Raw genomic sequence first — 17,854 nt, 5'->3', positions numbered from 1 at the left:
TGCATCGGCGTTGCATGGAAATCGCGCTCATGCGACCGCATTAACATTGCGGACTTAGGTCTTTGAAAATATTTAATCTTTTGGTGAGCGCGCTGGGGCTCGAACCCAGGACCCCGTGATTAAAAGAAAGGTGGTCCCACCAATTTATTTAGGGATTCCAATGAGTGCAGTTTACAACCTCGCCTGAAATTATAGCGCAAACGAGACGTAAGAAGCAGGGATTGTAAACCGTCCTCACTATCCTTCTTGCTTTTTAACCTGTGCACCCGTTGCTCAAGCGATGCCGCAGAGGACAGAGGTTGAGCTGGCAACTCAGGTCACGGCGCCGGCGCGGTGGTCGCTCCGTATTGTTTGACGATTGCATCGCAGCGGGCCGAGATACCGTCTAGCATCGTATCGAGCACCGGTTCCTTCAACCCGGCGTGCCGGGCTTCCTTCACGACGTCGCTCAATGCGTCCGGTATCTTGTCGCCGAGCACGACCAACCGCGCGATCATCGCGTCGGGATCCATCTGCATGCACTTGGCCTGGCGCTCCCAATGCCGCGGCTGGATCTCAGAGAACTTGTAGTAGCCTCCGATCTTCATCGCCATTCGAAGCCTGCGCCGCTCATGTTCGTCGTCGTCGTAGGGCACGAAGCTCAGGACGTCGTACATCGGTGCGAGATACATCCTTCGCCCCGGAAGGTGGACGACAGAGAAGTTCTTCGCGTGGGCGTCGGTACCGAGCACCAGGAAATTGAACGCGATCATTTCGGCGAACTTCGCCTTGTCCGCTTCGGGGTCGGTGGCGTAGCGCAACACTTGGTTGGAGATCTGCTCGATCGAGGGGCCGCCTTCGCTCTGGTACTTAATGGCGGGATGCACACCAAGCGCCTGGCACATGTCCTCCTGGTGAAAGCGTCGGACCACTCCGTCGGCACCGATCTGTCGGTCGTATCTGGTGACGACGATCGCGACCTCTTCACCGAACTTTCCAACCTTCACTTCGGCCGACGTGATTCCTATGTGGCTCGCCAGACGCAAGCAGGCATACTCGTTCTCGGGCGTGCCTCGGAGATGAGGCATGGGCGGCTTGAGAATGTGCGTGGTCGCGCGGCGCCCGCTCGGTACACCCCACCTCTTTCCGTCGAACAGCAAGGCCATCTTCGGCTGCGCGCCGGCGAGACTGAAGTGCCCCCGGTCGCCGTCGCGGCGTCCCGTCCACGTCCTTTCTTCGCGAAGGCGCTTGAGGCGATTTGCGATCTCCGCTTCGTCGATCCACTGGACCTCACCGGCCGAGTTGGCGTTGGCGGCCATCCATTCGTCGGTGACGATCTGAATCGCGCCCGCGCAATCCTCGCCGACTTTCGACAGCAGAGCGAACGCGCTGTTCGGCGACACGCCATGGATCTGCCCCCACTTCTGCAGGGTCTGATCGTTGTCGGGAAGCAGATTCCAAAGATAGTTTGCCACTTTGGCGCCAGAGTGCTTCTTGGCGGCCAGTGGCAGGGACATGGAAAGCGGAATCTGGATCCTGTCCGCCGCGAGCCAGCGGTCGGCATACTCGAGACCAAGTACGCCGGTATCCATCTGCTCGAGGCGGCCGATCGGGACGCCGCCCATCAGGACATTCAGGATTTTGCTCATCGGCCCGGTCCTTTGAGGAAGCTCGGCTCGTCGAGCGCGAGATCACCCGTGTTGAAGGGCTCATCCCGATCGGCTCCGGGAAGGCTGTCGATGCTCAGATCGACGCCCAGGATGGCGAACGCCTTGAGCACCGTTCCGAGGCTTGGATTCTCGACTCGCCCGGTCTCGAACAGGGAAATCCACTCCTGATTTGTGCCAAGCTTCACAGCGAGCTGCTTCTGGGTCAGGTTCCGCCGATTGCGGGCCTGTCTCATGGCTAGGCCAAGATCGGCGATCGTTTTCAAAATCATTGGGCCGCCTCTTTATGAGTTTTAGCACATATAGACGGGATATGAGTTATACGCAATATCTCGTTTACATGAGATTTAACTAATATCCCTGAAGTATGCTTTAAAACTAATGCTGAACCGAGCTGGCTAAGGCCGATTTTCCCTGGATACCGGACTACCTGCCGGCCGGGCAATTAACCGGGCCCTCGAGGCCGGCGCAGCCACGGGGTGCGGGAGTATGCCCGCCTGGGCGAAGCTCAAGGGCGGTAGTCACGAACAGTGCCCAGTATGTGAATCGGCGTAGCATTTGACCCCAAGCGGCTTCCAACATTGACCCCATCCATAGCGTTTGAAGCTCTTGCTGCTGCAAAGGAAATCGGCATCGGCCTGGGGTCACGGTTGGGCGCCGATAGGGGCAAAGTTCGGAGCCGCTACACACACCCGGAGCGGGTGAAGGGCTTCATCATCCAATGTCCGCCGCGGCCGCCGGCAAAGTAGCCATGACTGAATCGGCCTCGGCAACCGTATTGCTGCCGAGGCCGACCTTGCTCTCAAACTGTCCAAATGCTTTCGCGGTCAACCCGCAGTCCCGGGTTTCGTTCCCTCGAACGTGCCCACGGGTCGCTCTCGGAGCCGACGCCGTAACTGCGGTCGCAAAGATAGAGCGGAGCCCGGAGTGCCTAGGAGTCCGGGTCTCCGCAACCGTAACAGCACCGGAGCGCGCTCTTGCCGCTCGGTACGGACTCAACTCTACTCCGACCGCGACCGTTCGCTTTGAGCCATCTCAACTTAGCGTGGCTGCGGCGATGGCGCCGTTCCGCAGCGCGTCACGTTGGCGGCAGAGGTCTTCGAGCTTCGCCCGCATGCGCGCCAGCAGGAGCTCGGCCGATGCCGTCGGGACGCCGGCTCGCTGTAGCATTCGGATTTCGCGCTCCTGCGCGCGGAGCTGACCGCGCATGCGCTCGATCTCATTGCGGAGCCAGTCGAGTCTTCGCTGCGAGGAGTCGCTTGGCTTCGACATCAGTTAGTCCGGATCCCGATCGATCCTGACGATCTCGACGCCATTTCCTCCGCTTCCGCCTCGGCGGTTTGGTGCGACCCGTTCCACCATCGGCCGTCGACGTCCAGCTTGAGCGGCCGCTCTCGCACGCCGCTGACGTCGGCGTAGCCCTGCTCGTACCCGCGCAGCACGACCCTCCGTTCGGGCGGGTGAGCGCGCAGCAGCTCGATCAGCTCTCGGCAACCTTCATGGCGCCTCACAACGCGCTCAGGTCGTCCGGCACGTCGCCGAACTTGCGGATCAGCTTGGCGTCGCTGAAGTCGCCGCTGGAAGGATCCCCGGTCCGTGAGAACGATGGCGCCGGCATGGCCCGGCTTGCGGGACAGCGCCTCGGCCCGCATGACGGCGGCGTTGGCGCTGAGGCACTCGGCCGCCTCGCTGGCAGCCACGCCGTCGTCGGAGAAAACGAACGGCAGAGCGACGTAGTAGGTCACGTCAGTCATCTGGCTCACTCCTATGCGCCTGGAAACCGTCCCCGGGCGTAACCTGCCGAGACCTTCTTTCGGAGCCCGTCCAGCTGGGCCTCAAGAAAGTCGTTGGCCGCGAGCAGAGCCTTCACGGCCTCCCGGGCGTCCCCGCCGCAGGCTGCGATCGCCTGGTCGGCGGCGAGGTCGAGATCGCCCTCGGCGGGCGCGGCAGGTTCGGGTGCAGCGGCGGGCATGGCCTATGTTCTTCATTTGTTCCGACGGAGTCAATCCTTCTCCATCGGATTCCGCTGGCACCAGCCGGCCGAGCGGATGAATCTTCCTCGGTGACAAGCGGCCTGTCGGAACCGGCCTCGCCCGTTCGTCTTGAATCCAAGCCATCCCCAATCGGAGTTCTGCGTACATGGCCCCCCGCGCCAACTGGAAAGGCTTCCTGAGACTGTCCCTGGTGACCTGCCCGGTCGCGCTCTACCCGGCCACCTCCGAGAGCGAGAAGATCTCGTTCAACCAGCTCAACCGGCAGACCGGGCACCGCATCAAGTACCTGAAGGTCGACGCCGACACCGGCGACGAGGTGCCGAACGAGGACATCGTCAAGGGCTACCAGCTGGAGAAGGACCAGTTCATCGAGGTGACGAAGGAGGAGCTCGAGGAGATCGCGCTCGAATCCACGCGCACCATCGAGATCGACGAGTTCGTCGACAAGACCGACATCGACCCGCGCTACCTGATCCGCCCATACTACATCCGCCCCGACGGCAAGGTCGGCCACGACGCCTTCGCCGTGATCCGGGAGACCATCCGTGAAATGAATAAGGTCGCGATCGGCCGCGTGGTGCTGACCAACCGCGAGCACATCATCGCGCTCGAGCCTCTCGACAAGGGGCTCGTCGGCACCTTGCTGCGCTATCCATACGAAGTGCGATCGGAGCAGGAGTATTTCGAGGACATCCAGCAGGTGAAGCTGACGAAGGACATGCTCGATCTTGCCAAGCACATCGTGAACCAGAAGGCCGGGCGCTTCGAGCCCGAGAAGCTCGAGAACCACTACGAAACCGCGCTGATCGAGCTCATCAACCAGAAGCGGAGCGGCAAGCCGATCACGCCGAAGGAGCGGCCGGCCACGGGCAACGTCGTCGACCTGATGGAGGCGTTGCGCCGGTCCGTCGGGAAGGAGGCCGCGCCGGCGAAGGCCGGCAAGCCCGCCAAGATGGGGCGCAAGGCATCGGCAGGGCAGAAGGAAATGCTGATGCCGATCGAGGGCAAGAAGCCGAAGGAAGCGGCTGCGAAGAAGCCGGCCGCAAAGCCGCAGCGGAAATCGGCCTGATGGCGACCGTCTTCATCACGGGCAGCACGGACGGACTCGGCCGCGCGGCGGCCGAGTCGCTTCTCGGCGGGGGCCACAAAGTGGTGCTGCACGCCCGATCGGCGGATCGCGCGGCGAGCATCGGCGATCTCGCGTCGCGGGCCACAGGAGTGGTGGTCGGCGATCTCCGCAGCGTCGTTGAGACCAGGGGCATCGCGGATCAGGTCAACGCCATCGGCCGCATGGATGCGATCATCCACAACGCGGGCGTCTACGCGCAACAAAATCGCGGCTCTACACCTGAGGGGCACGCCGGTGTCCTCGCGATCAACACGCTGGCACCCTACATGCTGACGGCGCTGATGGAGCGCCCCCGTCGGATGATCTATCTCAGCAGCGGCCTGCATCGCGGCGGCGAGGGCTCCCTCGCCGACCTCGACTGGACGAAGCGCACCTGGGATCCCGCGAAGGCCTATGCCGAGAGCAAGCTTCACGCTGTGGCGTTGGCTTTCGCACTGACGCGCCGCTGGCCAAATGTCCTGAGCAATGCCGTCGATCCCGGCTGGGTGCGCACGAAGATGGGCGGGCCCAGCGCGCCGGTCGACATCGAGACCGGGCAGCGAACCCAGGCATGGCTGGCCGTAAGCGACGATCCCGCGGCCAGGGTGAGCGGCCGGTACTGGCATCACCTCCAGCAGGAGCAGCCGGCGCGCGAAGCCGCCGATCGTGAATTCCAGGACCTGCTCGTCGCGAAGCTGGGCGAGCTGACCGGCGTCGCGCTTCCTCGGGATTAGGGATCAAGGCCGGGCCTCAAACGTCCGAGCGCGGTCCTCCGGATTCGTACGGCCCCCGCCGCCAGCGACTTCGATCCTCAAAAACAGGCTGAGGCGGCGATGAAGGAGGCCATCAACGCCGATGGTTTCGAACGGCAGCGCTGGATCCGCGTCGCGCAGGCCTGGCTCGAGCTCGCTCGGCCGCATCATGGTCCCCGCTCTCCGGAGCCGGCCGGCTAGGGCGCGCACTCATAAATGCGCAGAAGTCCGAGCTTGGAGGCTAAGCGGAAATGTTCCGCTCGATCAGAGCATTGCCGTTGTTGACCCGAAGCGGACTCAGGCTTCACTGAATCACCTCGACGGCTCTGTCGAGCACGTCTGTCGGTATAGTGAGTCCAAGTGTTGCAGCGGTCTGCAAGTTCACCACCAATTCGTGTGCGGACAATGTACGGATGGGCATCTCGCCCGGCTTCTCGCCATCGAGAACGTTCTTTACGTACTGTGCCATATGCCGGCTGGCCGTACGGAGGCTCGTGCCGTAGCTGAAGAGGCCGCCCGCGTCAGCCATCTCCCTCGGGAAAATTGTCGGGAGCCGCAGGGCCATGGCCGTCTGTGCAATTCGTATGCGGTTCGGACCAATAATCGGCTCTTCGACGACAATCAAACCATCCGCCTGTTCTCGCTTAATCGCCGCAAAGGCTCCATCAAGATCGGGTTCGGGTCCGAGAACACGCAAAATTTGCGAGGAGAGCCCGCGTTCTCTAATGGCTTGATCGTTGCTGTTGGACATGCACTCGGATACGCCCTTGTCGCTAAGAATTGCCACGCGCGAGAGCTTAGGAGAAACTGACCGCAGCAGATCAACGTGCGTCCTCGCTTGGTTCGGGTCGAAACTCGTCACCCCAGTCTGTTGCTGCCGGGTCTTTCCATGCTTGTGGTGAGGCCGTCGCTGACCGGGTCGACCACAACCGAGTAGATGATCGGAATAGTCGTCGTCACCTTTTGCGCAGCGCGAGCGGTGACGGCTCCAATCAATGCTATGACATCGACATTGGCGCTAGCCAACTCCGCCGCAAAGGCGGGAAGCTTCCCGAGCTCGCCATTAGCAACGCGCTGCTCGAACCTGACAGTCTGTCCTTCAACAAGCCCAAGTTCCTTGAGACCTGTCTTGAAACCCTCAATGGGACGCTCAGTCCCAGCAATCATGATCCCTATAGTCGGAATGTGTTTGGCAGGCATGGTTGACCCCAGGAGAATTGATCAAGTACCAACATAGAAAGCACCAATCATAAAATGGCTGCGCGCGAAAGCTAGTCCGAATCTGGCCCCTCAGCGAAGTTGAGCGTCGTCTGGCGACGGTCCGCTCATTGCGGCTGAACGGACTAGATTCACGCGATCTGAGTTCTTGGCATTTTGATCCATAGCCGACCTTTCGCTCGAGCACCCATCAAGCCGTCTTTGGCCGGAGCCAATTTTGAACGCGATCGGCAGCGTCAGCCCATGGGCCGATTTGTAGACCTTAGCGCAACGTTCGAACGCGGTTCGGATCAAGTCTTGAGTTGCCTGGTCTTGGTGCTTGATGACAGCGCCGGTTAGAACGAGGCTGCCCAACCCACCTCGCCAAAGAGTTTCCGTGTCGGGAACGAAAAAGGAGGCTGTGTGCTCGGTGACCGCCACCGCCGTGAGCCCAGCTCCGTTTAGTAACCGAAGAAATTCGCCCGAGTTGGAGAAACGAAACACATTGTGGCCCTGTGGGACGTCCTTCGGTACCGTTACTCCGATCTCGGCGATGGCTTCACGGAAGACGCCTTGGATTCGCTGGCGCGCCGGATCATCCCACCAAGCGAACGCAATACGTCCGCCTGGCGCTAAGGTTCGGACGCACTCTGCGACAGCAAGTTCCGGCTGGGGAAAATGCCCAAGCCCAAAGGCGCAGACGACCGCGTCGAACATATGATCGAGAAATGGGAGATGTTCTACGTCTGCCTCACGATATTCTATGGCAGGATGCAGCTGGCGTGCCAGCTCTACCATCCGTGGGGACAAGTCAACGCCCACGGCGCGCACGCCGCGATTTGCCGCCTCCGCCGCAAGAGCACCGGGCCCGCTCGCAACATCCAGCAGATTTGTGCCGGGATGCAAATGTACGGCATCGAGAAGCGGCTCGGTCGCTAGAGTAGTCACCGCTGCAAAAAATTCGTGATAACTCTTTGCCAAAGCGTCATGACCTTGGCGTTCGAAGGCACGCAGTCGTTCGGCGTCGCTGCTCGACAGTCCTTCTGAAGACATGATCATTACCTCTTCTGAACGATCCATCCCCAAAACCGCCTCATCATAACAGCGCCGGCGGACGGAAGCATCCTCGGCGTCCGGAAGTGGCCCATCAGCGAAGTGGCGAGCCTTCGCTTTCATGTCAGCTTAATGGGTCGGATGGCTAGATTGGTTCACGCTGAGCTTTTCGCATTTTGACCCGACTCGGACATGAGCAGAGCTTCCTAGGCCGCACACTTGCCGGACTGAACTGAGCAGATACTATCGATCGCGGCGATCCTTGGAGCGGTGGATATGAAGCGTCGGGAATTCATGCTGACGGCCGGTGCGGCTGCATTTTGGTCGGGCCCCGTGCGAGCGCAAAAGGCTGCACCAGTGCCAGTGCTAGGCGTTCTGGGCAGTGGGAGCTCGGAGGGGTGGGCGCCGCTTACGGCCGCATTTCGCCGAGGTCTCGGCGAGGTGGGCTACGTCGAGGGCCAAAACCTTGCCATCGAATACCGCTGGGCAGAGGGCCAGTATGATCGCCTGCCCGCAATGGCGGCCGATTTGGTCCAACGCCAGCTATCCGCGATCGCCGCCTTCACAACCCCGGCGGCATTAGCCGCAAAGAGAACGACCACGGCGATCCCGATCGTTTTCACGACTATCGGCAATCCGGTGCAGATTGGTCTGGTGCCTAGTCTCAGTCGGCCGGCCGGAAACGTCACCGGCGTGACCTCTCTGAACGTAGAGGTCGGACCGAAGCGCTTAGAGTTGATGCACGAACTCCTGCCAGCGGTGAAAGATTTTGCGCTGTTGGTAAATCCGAACAGTCCCACCACGGAAAACCAGTTGAAGGAGATGCAGGCCGCGGCGCATGCGCTCGGCCTGCAGCTCCATGTGTTGCACGCGAGCACCGAGGCCGATTTTGATGGAGTCTTCACTCGTGCAGGCCAATTGCGGTCCGGTGGATTGGTGATCGGCGGAGATATTCTCTTCACGGGGAGTAGCGACAAACTCGCCATGATGGCGCTACGGCATGCGCTCCCGGCCATTTTTCAGGGTGGTACCTTCGCCGCGGCCGGCGGCATGATGGACTATGGCGGTGACTTTGCCGAGGCGAACCGCCTTGCCGGCATCTACGCGGGCCGCATCTTGAAAGGCGAAAAGCCTGCCGAGCTGCCGGTGCAGCAGGCGACCAAGGTTCAGCTGGTTGTCAACCTGAAGACAGCAAAGGCGCTCGGCATCACAGTGTCGCCCTCCCTGCTCGGACGCGCCGATGAAGTGATCGAATAGAGAGGCTGGCCGTTACTCCTAAATATGGTCCCGACTAAATCGCTTCAACCGTTGCGCCGCCTGGCCGTCGCGTGCGATGGTAGTATCGGAAGGATTGGTTGAGGGGATTGAGGGATGCAACGCCGGCTTGCTGCAGTGCTGGCTGCCGATGTGGTCGGATACAGCCGCCTGATGGAGGCCGATGAGGTCGGCACGCTCACATCTCTTAAGTTCCATCGTCGGGAACTGATCAATCCGGCCATCTCGGAACACCATGGCCGCATCGTCAAAACCACCGGCGATGGCATGCTGCTCGAGTTCGCAAGCGTTGTCGATGCGGTGGCATTCGCCGTCAAGGTCCAGCGTGCGATGCTCGCGCGTAACGCAGCCATCCCCGAAAACAGACGAATCGTCTTTCGGATCGGCATCAATGTCGGCGACATCATCATCGACGGCGATGACATATTCGGCGACGGCGTCAACATTGCCGCACGGCTCGAGGGTTTGTGCGAACCCGGCGGCGTCTGCATCTCGCGCGCGGCGAACGACCAAATCAGGGACAAGCTGTCGCTCGCATTCGCCGATCTCGGCGAGCAGACGGTGAAGAACATCGCCCGCGCTGTCGGTGTGTATGGGCTTGCCGCCAAGGACATCATGTCGCTTCCGGACATTGCGGCTTTAGGAGCGGAGGAGCCAGCGCGGCCGATTGCCGCCGATGCACAGGAGATCCACTTCTGTCAGACGAAAGATGGTGTGCAGCTGGCCTATGCCAAGACCGGCCAGGGTCCGCCGATCGTCAAGACCGGCAATTGGATGACCCATCTCGAGTTTGACCTCGAAAGCCCGATCTGGCGGCATCTCTACCGCGAGCTGTCGAGCGAGCACGCCCTCATCCGCTACGATGCGCGGGGAAACGGTCTTTCCGATCGCGAGGTGCCCGATGTCACCTTCGATCACTTTGTCGATGACCTCGAAACCGTCGTCGATGCTGCGAGCATCGATCGTTTCGCGCTGCTCGGCGTCTCGCAAGGCTGCGCGGTAGCGATCGCTTATGCGGTGCGCCATCCAGAGCGCGTCTCCCGTCTCGTGCTTTTTGGCGGCTACGCCGTGGGCTGGAGGAAACGGGCAAGGACGCAGGCCGACAAGGAGACCGGCGAAGCGATGCTCACGCTGGTGCGCGTCGGATGGGGCCAGGAAAATCCGGCATTCCGCCAGCTCTTCACCTCGCAATTCATTCCGGGCGGCACGAAGGAGCAGGCAGACTGGTTCAACGAGTTACAGCGGATCTCGGCGTCGCCCGAGGACGCTGCTCGCAATCTCATGGCGAATGGCGAAACCGACGTGACGGCGCTGCTTGCCAAGGTCAGCGTGCCGACGCTGGTGATGCATTCGCGTCATGAGACGCGGGTGCCCTTTGAAATGGGACGGCGGCTGGCCGCGGGCATTCCCGGAGCACGCTTCGTTCCGCTCGAAAGCCGCAATCACCTGATCCTGGAAGACGAACCTGCCTTCCCGCGCTTCCTCGAGGAAATAAAATCGTTCCTGAAGTCCGATATCGCTGCAGGATGAAGATCAGCCGGCCAAGCCTTCACTCCGCTGATCCCGGTTCGTCTGGACACAAGGGGTCAAGTTCTGTTTCTGACCCATCGCGTTGGTTGGCAAATTTGCGCTTTAGCTCGCTTGCGGGTTGCGGTCGCTATATGAGTACACCGGTGACGAGGTTAAGATTGAATTGGAAGCGGGAATGAAACGGCGAGAATTCATCGCAGCTATTGGCGCCGCGGCTGCGATATGGCCCATCTCCGCCCGCGCGCAGCAGATGCGCCGGATCGGCGTACTTCTGGTTACTTCGGAGGACGATCCGGAGTCTTAGGCCCGGATCGTCGCCTTCGAGAAGGGCCTCAGCAAGCTTGGCTGGAGCGGCGGCCGCAATATCAGGACCGATTATCAGTGGTATCAGGGACAAACCGAACGTGCGCGGACTGCCGCAGCGGAGTTGCTCAAATTGTCGCCGGACGTGATGTTTGCGAATGCGAACCCGGCCGTGCGAGTTTTACAGGAGCTTACCCGCGACGTCCCCGTTGTGTTTACGACCGTCACGGACCCGGTGGGGTCGGGCTTCGTCGAAAGTCTTGCGGGTCCCGGCGGAAATATCACCGGCTTCGCTAACCAGCCGGTCGAAGGGGCGAAGTTCGTGGATCTGCTTATGCAAATTGCGCCCGGCGTCAAGCGCGTGTCGGTGATGGTCGGAAACTCGTCGTCGAGCGATGCAATTTCTCTTTCGGCAGAGAAGGCGGCGTCGAAGTTTCCTGTCGAGACCACCAAAGTCGTGGTGCGTGACGCCTCGATCATCGAGCCGGCTCTGACGGCCTTGGGGAACGCCCCGAATAGCGGCCTGATCGTTCCCGGAGACACTGTCACCTCGTCCAACAGGCAACTTATCGTCCAGTTAGCGGCTGCCCACCGAATACCTTCCGTCTACGGCTTCAAATTCTTCGCTGCGGCGGGTGGCCTACTGTCGTATGGTATCGACGTGACCGGTCAGTTCCTGGACGCGACGAGCTACATTGATCGCATTCTCAGAGGCGAAAAGCCCGCCGACCTGCCGGTACAGCAACCGACGAAATTTTCGCTTGTCATCAACGTCAAAACCGCCAAGACGCTCGGCCTCACAGTGCCGCCAACGCTCCTCGCAGCCGCCGACGAGGTTATCGAATAGAGAGGCAAACTTTTTGCAGCGCGGAGTCCGTTGTTGGCCCGGAGCTGAGCAACGCGATGGCCGTCCTCGAATAAATAGACCGACTTCAGGCCCGCCACAACGACGTTCCAACTGCGCCGTGGCGGCACCAACAGCAACAGGAAGAAAGCCTATGCACAACATAAAGCGGCGCGAATTCATCGCAGCTCTTAGCGGCGCGGTAGCGACTTGGCCGCTTTCGGCGCGCGCGTCAGCGCCTGACCTGAGAGCCATGGATAGTTGCCCCAGCAGCTGGGCTGCGATAGGCATTTCGCGCGGCCTTTTTTCAGCGGGGTTATGATGAGACGACGCGATTTCATGGCCGGCCTTGGCGCCGCAGCGTTGCCTTTGCCGGCGTGCGCTCAATCAAAGAACGATCATATCGCCCACGTCGCCTACTTGGGTGTTGGGAGCCCGGGCGCCTTCGATCCTCGGCAGATCGAAGGGTTCAAACAAGGTCTGCTTGAGAATGGCCTTGTAGAGGGCAGAACGATCGAGGTTGATTACCTGTGGGGCGAAGGTGATCCAAATCGCATCAAACAACTGGCAGCAGATCTCGGACAGCGCGATCTCGATGTCATCGTCACTGCCGGCTCCGAGACGACACTTGCGCTTATAGCCACTGCAACCAAAACGCCCATTGTATTTGCGATCATCAGTGATCCGATTGGAACGGGAGTCGTCAAGAGCCTCAGTCGGCCCGGCGGTAATGTCACCGGTTTGGCGATGTCTGGTACGGATTTGGAGGCCAAACGCGTGGAAGTGCTGAAGGAGGCTGTACCGGCAACGACAAGGATCATGGTCCTGCATGACCCGAAGGTAGGGCCGGCCGGAGTAGCTGAAGTACGGGCGACTGCGCATGCGCTCAAGGTTGAACCATTGATTGTTCAGGCCGCTGATCCCAGTGAATTTGACGGTGCATTCGCGCAGGCGAAGGAACAGGGAGCGGATGCTCTTCTAACCATGGCATCTCCGTTCCTGAATTATAATCGCAAGCGACTGATCGAATTGGCGGGACGCTATCGATTGCCATCGATTTGGTATGGTGCCGCCTTCGTCAGAGAGGGAGGGCTGCTATCGTATGGTCCGAGTTTTCCGGATATGTACCGCCGGTCGGCCGGTTACGTAGCAAAAATTATAGGGGGCGCGAGACCTGCCGACATCCCAGTTGAACAACCTGTAAAGTTTGAGCTGATCATAAATCTCAAGACCTCGAAGGCGCTCGGGCTCGAAATTCCAGTGGTGCTGCTCGCTCGCGCCGACGATGTAATCGAATAGCAGGCCACGTCCGCAAATGGCCCCCTCAGCGGATGCTTCACAGCCGGCTGCTCGTAGTTGGCCTATGACCCCGATGCAGACATCGGCATAGTCCAGCGCGGCTTGTTGTGCTTTGGTGTGCGCTAGGCTGAAGTTGCAAATCTGGAGAATTCTTTGACCGACGACCGCGTAGACCGGCGACTGGCAGCGATATTGGCGGCGGATGTTGCGGGGTATAGCCGCCTCATGGGTGCCGACGAGGAAGGAACTCTGGCCCGGCTGAAGACGATCAGAAGCGTTCTTGTCGATCCTACCATCACCGCGTATCGCGGCCGGATCGTCAAGACAACGGGCGACGGCGTACTCGTCGAGTTTGCCAGTGCTGTAGATGCAGCGCGAAGCGCGCTCGAGATCCAGCGCAAGATGGCCGCGCAAAACGCGGACGCTTCAAAGGGCGCCGCGATCGAATTCCGCATCGGCATCCACGTCGGTGACATCATTTTTGATGAGAACGACATTTTCGGCGATGGGGTCAACATCGCGGCTCGTCTCGAAGGGATTGCGGAGCCCGGAGGCGTTTGCATCTCCGACGACGCCCATCGGCAAATTCGCGGCAAGGTCAATATCGTTTTCGACGATGTGGGACCGCAGGTCTTGAAGAACATCACTGAACCGATGCGCGCATGGCGTTGTCAAATCAATGCGAACGCATCTCCGGCGCAGCCGATAAAGTCGTCCCCCGAGACGGCCCAGCCTCTCGCGATCACCGACAGGCCCTCCATTGCCGTGCTGCCCTTCACCTGTTTTTCGGAGGAGCGCGAGTTCAAGTTTCTGACGGAGGCCATGAGCGAGGATTTGATCACGATGTTGGCACGGATTCCCGGCTTTGTCGTCATCGCCCGGCAATCCGCCTTTGCTTATCAGGGCCGCTCGGTCGATAGCCGCCAGATCGGGCGCGAACTCGGGGTCCGCTATATCATCGAGGGAAGTGTGAGGCCCGTCGGCCGGCAGCTTCGTGTCGGCACGCAGTTGATCGAAGCGACGACCGGCGGACAGCTCTGGGCCGACCGGTTCGACGGACAAGCCGAAGACATCCTTGAACTGCAGGACCAAATCGTGCGCGCGATCGCCAGCCGGATCGAACCGGAACTCGTCCGCGCTGAAGTTGCCCTGATCCGGCGTCGGCGCGACGCCAATCCGAGCGCCTGGTCATGCTTCCGCCAGGGGGCGGGGATGATCAGCCTCAAAGGTTGGAGCGAAGAAACGCTGACCCAGGCCGCCGCTCTGTTGCGTCAAGCTGCGGCTCTCGACCCTGATTTTGCGCTCGCGCGCGCCCAGCTCGCCCTCTTTTTATCGTTGGGCGCGCGGCTTGGCCTTGTCGCAGATGGCACCGCGGCCGTGACGGAAGCGCGCAGGGAAGCCGAACGGGCGGTGGCGATCGAGCACGATGCTTCCGAAATCCTCGGCTATGCCGGCTGCGCCTTGGCAGAGCTGGGCGATTCGCAACGCGGCACCGAGCTACTGGAACGGGCGATCGAGAACGACCCCAGCAATGCGCAGGCTTGGGTCGCGCTGGGGACCGCGCAATGCTTTCTCGAGAAGATGGATCCTTCGGGCCTGGAAAAATTGCAGCACGGGATGCGGCTCAGCCCCCGCGATCATCGGTTGGGGTTCTGGGGAACGTTCTATGCACTGGCTTTGGCGAGGAATCGTCAGATCACCGAAGCCCACGAGGAAGTCCGGGCAGCCTGCCGTCGCGATCCGCAGTTCTATGTCGCTCGTGTGGTCCTGGCGGTCGTAGCGGCAGGACTTGGCAGGAAGGAGGAGGCCGTAGCAGCGCTGAACGAAGCACGACGCTTGCGCCCACGGCTCTCGCTGGACGAGATTGAGTTTTTGGTGGGACGTCGCGCAGCGCTTCTCGCTGCTCTCTGGAGCGAGGTTTCCACATCCTCGCAGTAACCACCAGCATGCGGATGGTTCCGCTGCCGACGAGAGACGCAACAAAGCCGCTTTTGTGCTGGCCCATTTGGGACCGTGCGATCGGCGCGGAACACGTCCGCTCATCAAGGCTTGCCGGAAGTCACGGCCGCGGGTTCGTACCAACGCGATTGGCCCGAAGGCGAAGAGATTCGGAAAACTGCATAAGTCCGCAGCTAGGGGCAGACCGGAAATCGGCGGCGTAGCCCTCGACTGCCGCCTTTGACCCGAACCGGTCATTGCGTTGGCATTAAAAACTCGACGGGTCTCGGGAATCTTACTCCCTTTCGTAGGCACCTGAGGGGGGGTAGCCTGAAAAGAAAGAGCTGCTCTTGGAAACGGGACGGGCCGAAGTTCCCGTTTGGACGAACGGGCAGCGATCATGCCGTCGGCAGGCACCGCACCTTCAAATCAACCGACGTTCTTTTTGTCGCCGGTGTTAGCAGCATTCGCAATCGCGCGCGTGCGCAAGGGCGCATTCGAGGCGAGGAGGAAAGAATGACTGGGCTAAACTGGAAATAGAAAGCCACATTTTGGAGGAGGTTAGGATGAAAAAGCTTTTTGTCGCCGCCGCGTTGATCGCGTTTGCAAGTTCTGCGATGGCGCAAGACGCGATGAAGGTGGTCAAGCCCGATGGGTTGACATGGAAAGAGCATCCGATCTTCAAGGGAGCGCAAACCGCCATCCTGATCGGTGACCCAACGAAGGCCGAGACGATCGTTCAGCGCGTGAAATTCCCTCCGAACTATAAAGTTGCCCCGCACACTCATCCCTATGCCGAGGTCGTCACCGTGATGAGTGGCAGCTTCGGGAGTGGCATGGGGGAGAAGTTCGACTCCTCGAAAGGCGAGATATTGAAGCCGGGTTCCGTCTTCGCGCTGCCGGTGAAGCACGCCCATTATGTTTGGACGACAAACGAGGAGACGGTCGTCCAAATTGTGTTCACCGGCCCGGGGGGCATCGACTTCATCGACCCAGCCGACGATCCGCGCAAGAAGTAAAAAGACACCACCGGCGGAAGCGTAACTGATTTAAAAAGAGAGCCCGTTTCAGTTGGCGGCCTGTTTCGTCATTCCGAACCACAGGCGTGATGTCGGCTCGTGGCCCATCGCTTCAGTTGGCGTAGTGCCGCGCGATGTCTGAAGTTGACGGCAGACCGGAAGTAACTGGCCGACTGCAAAAACGACGCGATTGACCCTCAGCCGATATCCGACTTGACATAAGTGAGTACAGTCCTCGATGTTGCCTCTTCCCGACGGGAGTGGCTTTCAACACAAATGGATCGAGGACCGCAATGGCGGCTTATGTGATTTTTGATGTCGATATTCGTGACCCAAAGCGATACCAAGAATTCATGTCAGGCGTAAAGCCTGCCTTGGAAATGGCCGGAGCAAAATATCTAGCGCGGGGCGGAGCTCACAAGGTTTACGAAGGAGATTGGGAACCTCGAAGGATTGTCTTATTGGAATTCCCATCAGTTGCGGCTTGGGAGTCGTTTTATAACGGCGCAACGTACCAAGGACTGAAAAGCGTAAGAGACGCTTGCAGCTCCGCGCGTTTGGTCAGTGTGGAGGGCCTCGGCTGACCGGCTCTTTAGAGCCGCACGTTTTGAAGTCTAGCCCATCACTTCGGTTGGCGCAGTGCAGCGACATGTCTGAAGTTGGGGGTAGATCGGAAGTAGCGGGCCAACTGCAAAAATGGCGCGATTGACCCAACGCGAACATGCCGCAGCTCTCTGACCCGCTTGCTAGACGGATTTGGAGGGATACTATCCGCCGGAGCCTTCGGACGGATGCATATGAAGCGACGCGATTTCATTCTGGCGGCCGTTGGCGCTGCGGTCTCTTTGTCAAAGACGGCGCAAGCGCAACAGGCTTCACGGGTTGTGGGCGTTCTTGGAAGTGCATCGCAACAAGCTGTTCGAATGAATTTTGCGCCGGCAAAAGCTCGGTTGGCAGAGATGGGCTATGTCGAAGGGCGCAATCTGACCATTGAGTACCACGGCGCAGACGATCAATTGGATCGGCTGCCTTTGCTAGTCGCCGATCTCGTTCAGCGCCGCGTGGCCGCCATTGTTGCATTGACCGGACCGGCAACTTCTGCGGCCAAGGCCGCGACCTCGTCAATCCCAATCATTTTCTTTACCGGCTTTGACCCCGTCGCGAGCGGCTTTGTAAAGAGCTTGAACCGACCGGGCGGCAACGTCACCGGCGTCTTCATTTTTGGTCCAGAATTGATTTTCAAGCGACTGGAGCTCATTCACGACTTAGTACCGGCAGCAAAGACCATCGCCTTCCTCTACACTCAAACCGCCATCAAATCGGGAGATGTCCCTCTCAAGAACTTGCAACAAACGGCCGAAGCGATCGGCGTGAAATTGCTCTTTCTTAACGTAGCTGGCGCCACTGATCTCGATCAGAGTTTCGCAAGGGCGGAAGGCGAAGGCGCTGCTGCGCTAATTGTGCACAGCGATCCTATATTCCTGAACAACCGTGAAAAAATAATCGCGCTGGCGGATCGCCACAGATTGCCCACAATTTATTTCATCCGCCAATATGCCGCAGAAGGTGGCTTGATAAGCTACGGACCAAACTATACCGATGCTTTTCGTCAAGTTGGTGACATTGTTGGTCGCGCGCTGAAGGGCGAAAAACCCGAAGACTTGCCTGTGCAGCAGGTTACAAAGATAGAGCTCGTCATCAACGCGAAAGCAGCAAACTCACTTGGCCTTACAGTTCCGGTCGCCTTGCTCGGCCGAGCCGACGAGGTGATCGAATGAGCGCCCACTTTGCTGCGTTGCATGAGTCCGGTTGTGGCCCAGGCTGTGTGAAAAGGCTCTGTTTGAAGTGATTCGCGCGCTAAGATTCCCGACGATTTTGCGGGGCATCTGATGAAGC

The 17,854-nt window shown here is 60.0% G+C and carries 15 protein-coding genes and 2 pseudogenes; 10 read left to right on the top strand and 7 right to left on the bottom strand.

The annotated features are described in order from the left end of the window. Nucleotides 1-317 precede the first annotated feature (317 nt). The 5 genes and pseudogenes from XI09_RS11135 to XI09_RS11115 form a co-directional block, all read right to left on the bottom strand. Nucleotides 318-1,628: a type II toxin-antitoxin system HipA family toxin gene (locus XI09_RS11135; RefSeq protein WP_271566874.1), complete on the bottom strand. Its 1,311-nt coding sequence runs from the start codon at nt 1,626-1,628 to the stop codon at nt 318-320. Beyond that, on the bottom strand, nt 1,625-1,918 hold the full coding sequence (locus tag XI09_RS11130; protein WP_271566873.1) for a helix-turn-helix domain-containing protein: 294 nt from the start codon (nt 1,916-1,918) through the stop codon (nt 1,625-1,627). The genes XI09_RS11135 and XI09_RS11130 overlap by 4 nt, the downstream gene beginning before the upstream one ends. A 763-nt stretch (nt 1,919-2,681) precedes the next feature. Continuing rightward, on the bottom strand, nt 2,682-2,918 hold the full coding sequence (locus XI09_RS11125) for a hypothetical protein (protein ID WP_271566872.1): 237 nt from the start codon (nt 2,916-2,918) through the stop codon (nt 2,682-2,684). 235 nt (nt 2,919-3,153) lie between these two features. Further along, a pseudogene (locus tag XI09_RS11120) lies at nt 3,154-3,400 on the bottom strand (hypothetical protein). An 11-nt stretch (nt 3,401-3,411) separates the two neighbouring features. Then, on the bottom strand, nt 3,412-3,618 hold the full coding sequence (locus XI09_RS11115) for a hypothetical protein (protein WP_271566871.1): 207 nt from the start codon (nt 3,616-3,618) through the stop codon (nt 3,412-3,414). Between the two features lie 167 nt (nt 3,619-3,785). Between XI09_RS11115 and ku the strand changes: the two genes are divergently transcribed. Then, nucleotides 3,786-4,709, top strand: coding sequence for a non-homologous end joining protein Ku (ku, locus tag XI09_RS11110; protein WP_271566870.1), 924 nt, complete (start codon nt 3,786-3,788; stop codon nt 4,707-4,709). Then, nucleotides 4,709-5,482: an SDR family NAD(P)-dependent oxidoreductase gene (locus XI09_RS11105; RefSeq protein WP_271566869.1), complete on the top strand. Its 774-nt coding sequence runs from the start codon at nt 4,709-4,711 to the stop codon at nt 5,480-5,482. Before ku ends, XI09_RS11105 begins: the two co-directional genes overlap by 1 nt. 322 nt (nt 5,483-5,804) lie before the next feature. Here XI09_RS11105 and XI09_RS11100 read toward each other — a convergent pair. Together XI09_RS11100 and XI09_RS11095 are read right to left on the bottom strand one after the other, a co-directional pair. Next, nucleotides 5,805-6,667: pseudogene (locus XI09_RS11100) on the bottom strand (ABC transporter substrate-binding protein). Nucleotides 6,668-6,790: 123 nt separating this feature from the next. After that, on the bottom strand, nt 6,791-7,873 hold the full coding sequence (locus tag XI09_RS11095) for a class I SAM-dependent methyltransferase (RefSeq protein WP_271566868.1): 1,083 nt from the start codon (nt 7,871-7,873) through the stop codon (nt 6,791-6,793). Nucleotides 7,874-8,026: 153 nt separating this feature from the next. On the opposite strand from XI09_RS11095, the gene XI09_RS11090 reads away from it, so the two are divergent. The 8 genes from XI09_RS11090 to XI09_RS11055 all read left to right on the top strand — a co-directional run bounded on the left by XI09_RS11090 (nt 8,027) and on the right by XI09_RS11055 (nt 17,736). Beyond that, complete coding sequence (locus XI09_RS11090; protein WP_271566867.1) at nt 8,027-9,007, top strand: ABC transporter substrate-binding protein; 981 nt, start codon at nt 8,027-8,029, stop codon at nt 9,005-9,007. A 114-nt stretch (nt 9,008-9,121) separates the two neighbouring features. Continuing rightward, on the top strand, nt 9,122-10,555 hold the full coding sequence (locus XI09_RS11085; RefSeq protein ID WP_271566866.1) for an alpha/beta fold hydrolase: 1,434 nt from the start codon (nt 9,122-9,124) through the stop codon (nt 10,553-10,555). A 310-nt stretch (nt 10,556-10,865) separates the two neighbouring features. Further along, nucleotides 10,866-11,705, top strand: coding sequence for an ABC transporter substrate-binding protein (locus XI09_RS11080; RefSeq protein WP_271566875.1), 840 nt, complete (start codon nt 10,866-10,868; stop codon nt 11,703-11,705). Between the two features lie 336 nt (nt 11,706-12,041). Then, complete coding sequence (locus XI09_RS11075; protein WP_271566865.1) at nt 12,042-13,001, top strand: ABC transporter substrate-binding protein; 960 nt, start codon at nt 12,042-12,044, stop codon at nt 12,999-13,001. A 153-nt stretch (nt 13,002-13,154) separates the two neighbouring features. After that, nucleotides 13,155-14,939, top strand: coding sequence for an adenylate/guanylate cyclase domain-containing protein (locus XI09_RS11070; RefSeq protein ID WP_271566864.1), 1,785 nt, complete (start codon nt 13,155-13,157; stop codon nt 14,937-14,939). 566 nt (nt 14,940-15,505) lie between these two features. Continuing rightward, nucleotides 15,506-15,958, top strand: coding sequence for a cupin domain-containing protein (locus XI09_RS11065; protein WP_271566863.1), 453 nt, complete (start codon nt 15,506-15,508; stop codon nt 15,956-15,958). A gap of 293 nt (nt 15,959-16,251) precedes the next feature. Next, nucleotides 16,252-16,542, top strand: coding sequence for a DUF1330 domain-containing protein (locus XI09_RS11060; RefSeq protein WP_271566862.1), 291 nt, complete (start codon nt 16,252-16,254; stop codon nt 16,540-16,542). Nucleotides 16,543-16,755: 213 nt separating this feature from the next. Further along, the gene (locus tag XI09_RS11055) at nt 16,756-17,736 is read left to right on the top strand and encodes an ABC transporter substrate-binding protein (RefSeq protein ID WP_271566861.1); all 981 of its coding nucleotides are present in this window, start codon (nt 16,756-16,758) and stop codon (nt 17,734-17,736) included. The last annotated feature ends 118 nt before the right edge of the window (nt 17,737-17,854 follow it).

This window comes from Bradyrhizobium sp. CCBAU 11386, assembly GCF_028128955.1.
Classification (GTDB): domain Bacteria; phylum Pseudomonadota; class Alphaproteobacteria; order Rhizobiales; family Xanthobacteraceae; genus Bradyrhizobium.
Note: the sequence above shows the minus strand (reverse complement) of the source record. Positions and strands in the feature narration are given on the sequence as shown.

Excerpts from the sequence above, each read along its gene's own strand:
- XI09_RS11135 (WP_271566874.1), bottom strand. The coding sequence starts at position 1,628 with ATGAGCAAAATCCTGAATGTCCTGATGGGCGGCGTCCCGATCGGCCGC.
- XI09_RS11130 (WP_271566873.1), bottom strand. The coding sequence starts at position 1,918 with ATGATTTTGAAAACGATCGCCGATCTTGGCCTAGCCATGAGACAGGCC.
- XI09_RS11125 (WP_271566872.1), bottom strand. The coding sequence starts at position 2,918 with ATGTCGAAGCCAAGCGACTCCTCGCAGCGAAGACTCGACTGGCTCCGC.
- XI09_RS11115 (WP_271566871.1), bottom strand. The coding sequence starts at position 3,618 with ATGCCCGCCGCTGCACCCGAACCTGCCGCGCCCGCCGAGGGCGATCTC.
- ku (WP_271566870.1), top strand. The coding sequence starts at position 3,786 with ATGGCCCCCCGCGCCAACTGGAAAGGCTTCCTGAGACTGTCCCTGGTG.
- XI09_RS11105 (WP_271566869.1), top strand. The coding sequence starts at position 4,709 with ATGGCGACCGTCTTCATCACGGGCAGCACGGACGGACTCGGCCGCGCG.
- XI09_RS11095 (WP_271566868.1), bottom strand. The coding sequence starts at position 7,873 with ATGAAAGCGAAGGCTCGCCACTTCGCTGATGGGCCACTTCCGGACGCC.
- XI09_RS11090 (WP_271566867.1), top strand. The coding sequence starts at position 8,027 with ATGAAGCGTCGGGAATTCATGCTGACGGCCGGTGCGGCTGCATTTTGG.
- XI09_RS11085 (WP_271566866.1), top strand. The coding sequence starts at position 9,122 with ATGCAACGCCGGCTTGCTGCAGTGCTGGCTGCCGATGTGGTCGGATAC.
- XI09_RS11075 (WP_271566865.1), top strand. The coding sequence starts at position 12,042 with ATGGCCGGCCTTGGCGCCGCAGCGTTGCCTTTGCCGGCGTGCGCTCAA.
- XI09_RS11065 (WP_271566863.1), top strand. The coding sequence starts at position 15,506 with ATGAAAAAGCTTTTTGTCGCCGCCGCGTTGATCGCGTTTGCAAGTTCT.
- XI09_RS11060 (WP_271566862.1), top strand. The coding sequence starts at position 16,252 with ATGGCGGCTTATGTGATTTTTGATGTCGATATTCGTGACCCAAAGCGA.
- XI09_RS11055 (WP_271566861.1), top strand. The coding sequence starts at position 16,756 with ATGAAGCGACGCGATTTCATTCTGGCGGCCGTTGGCGCTGCGGTCTCT.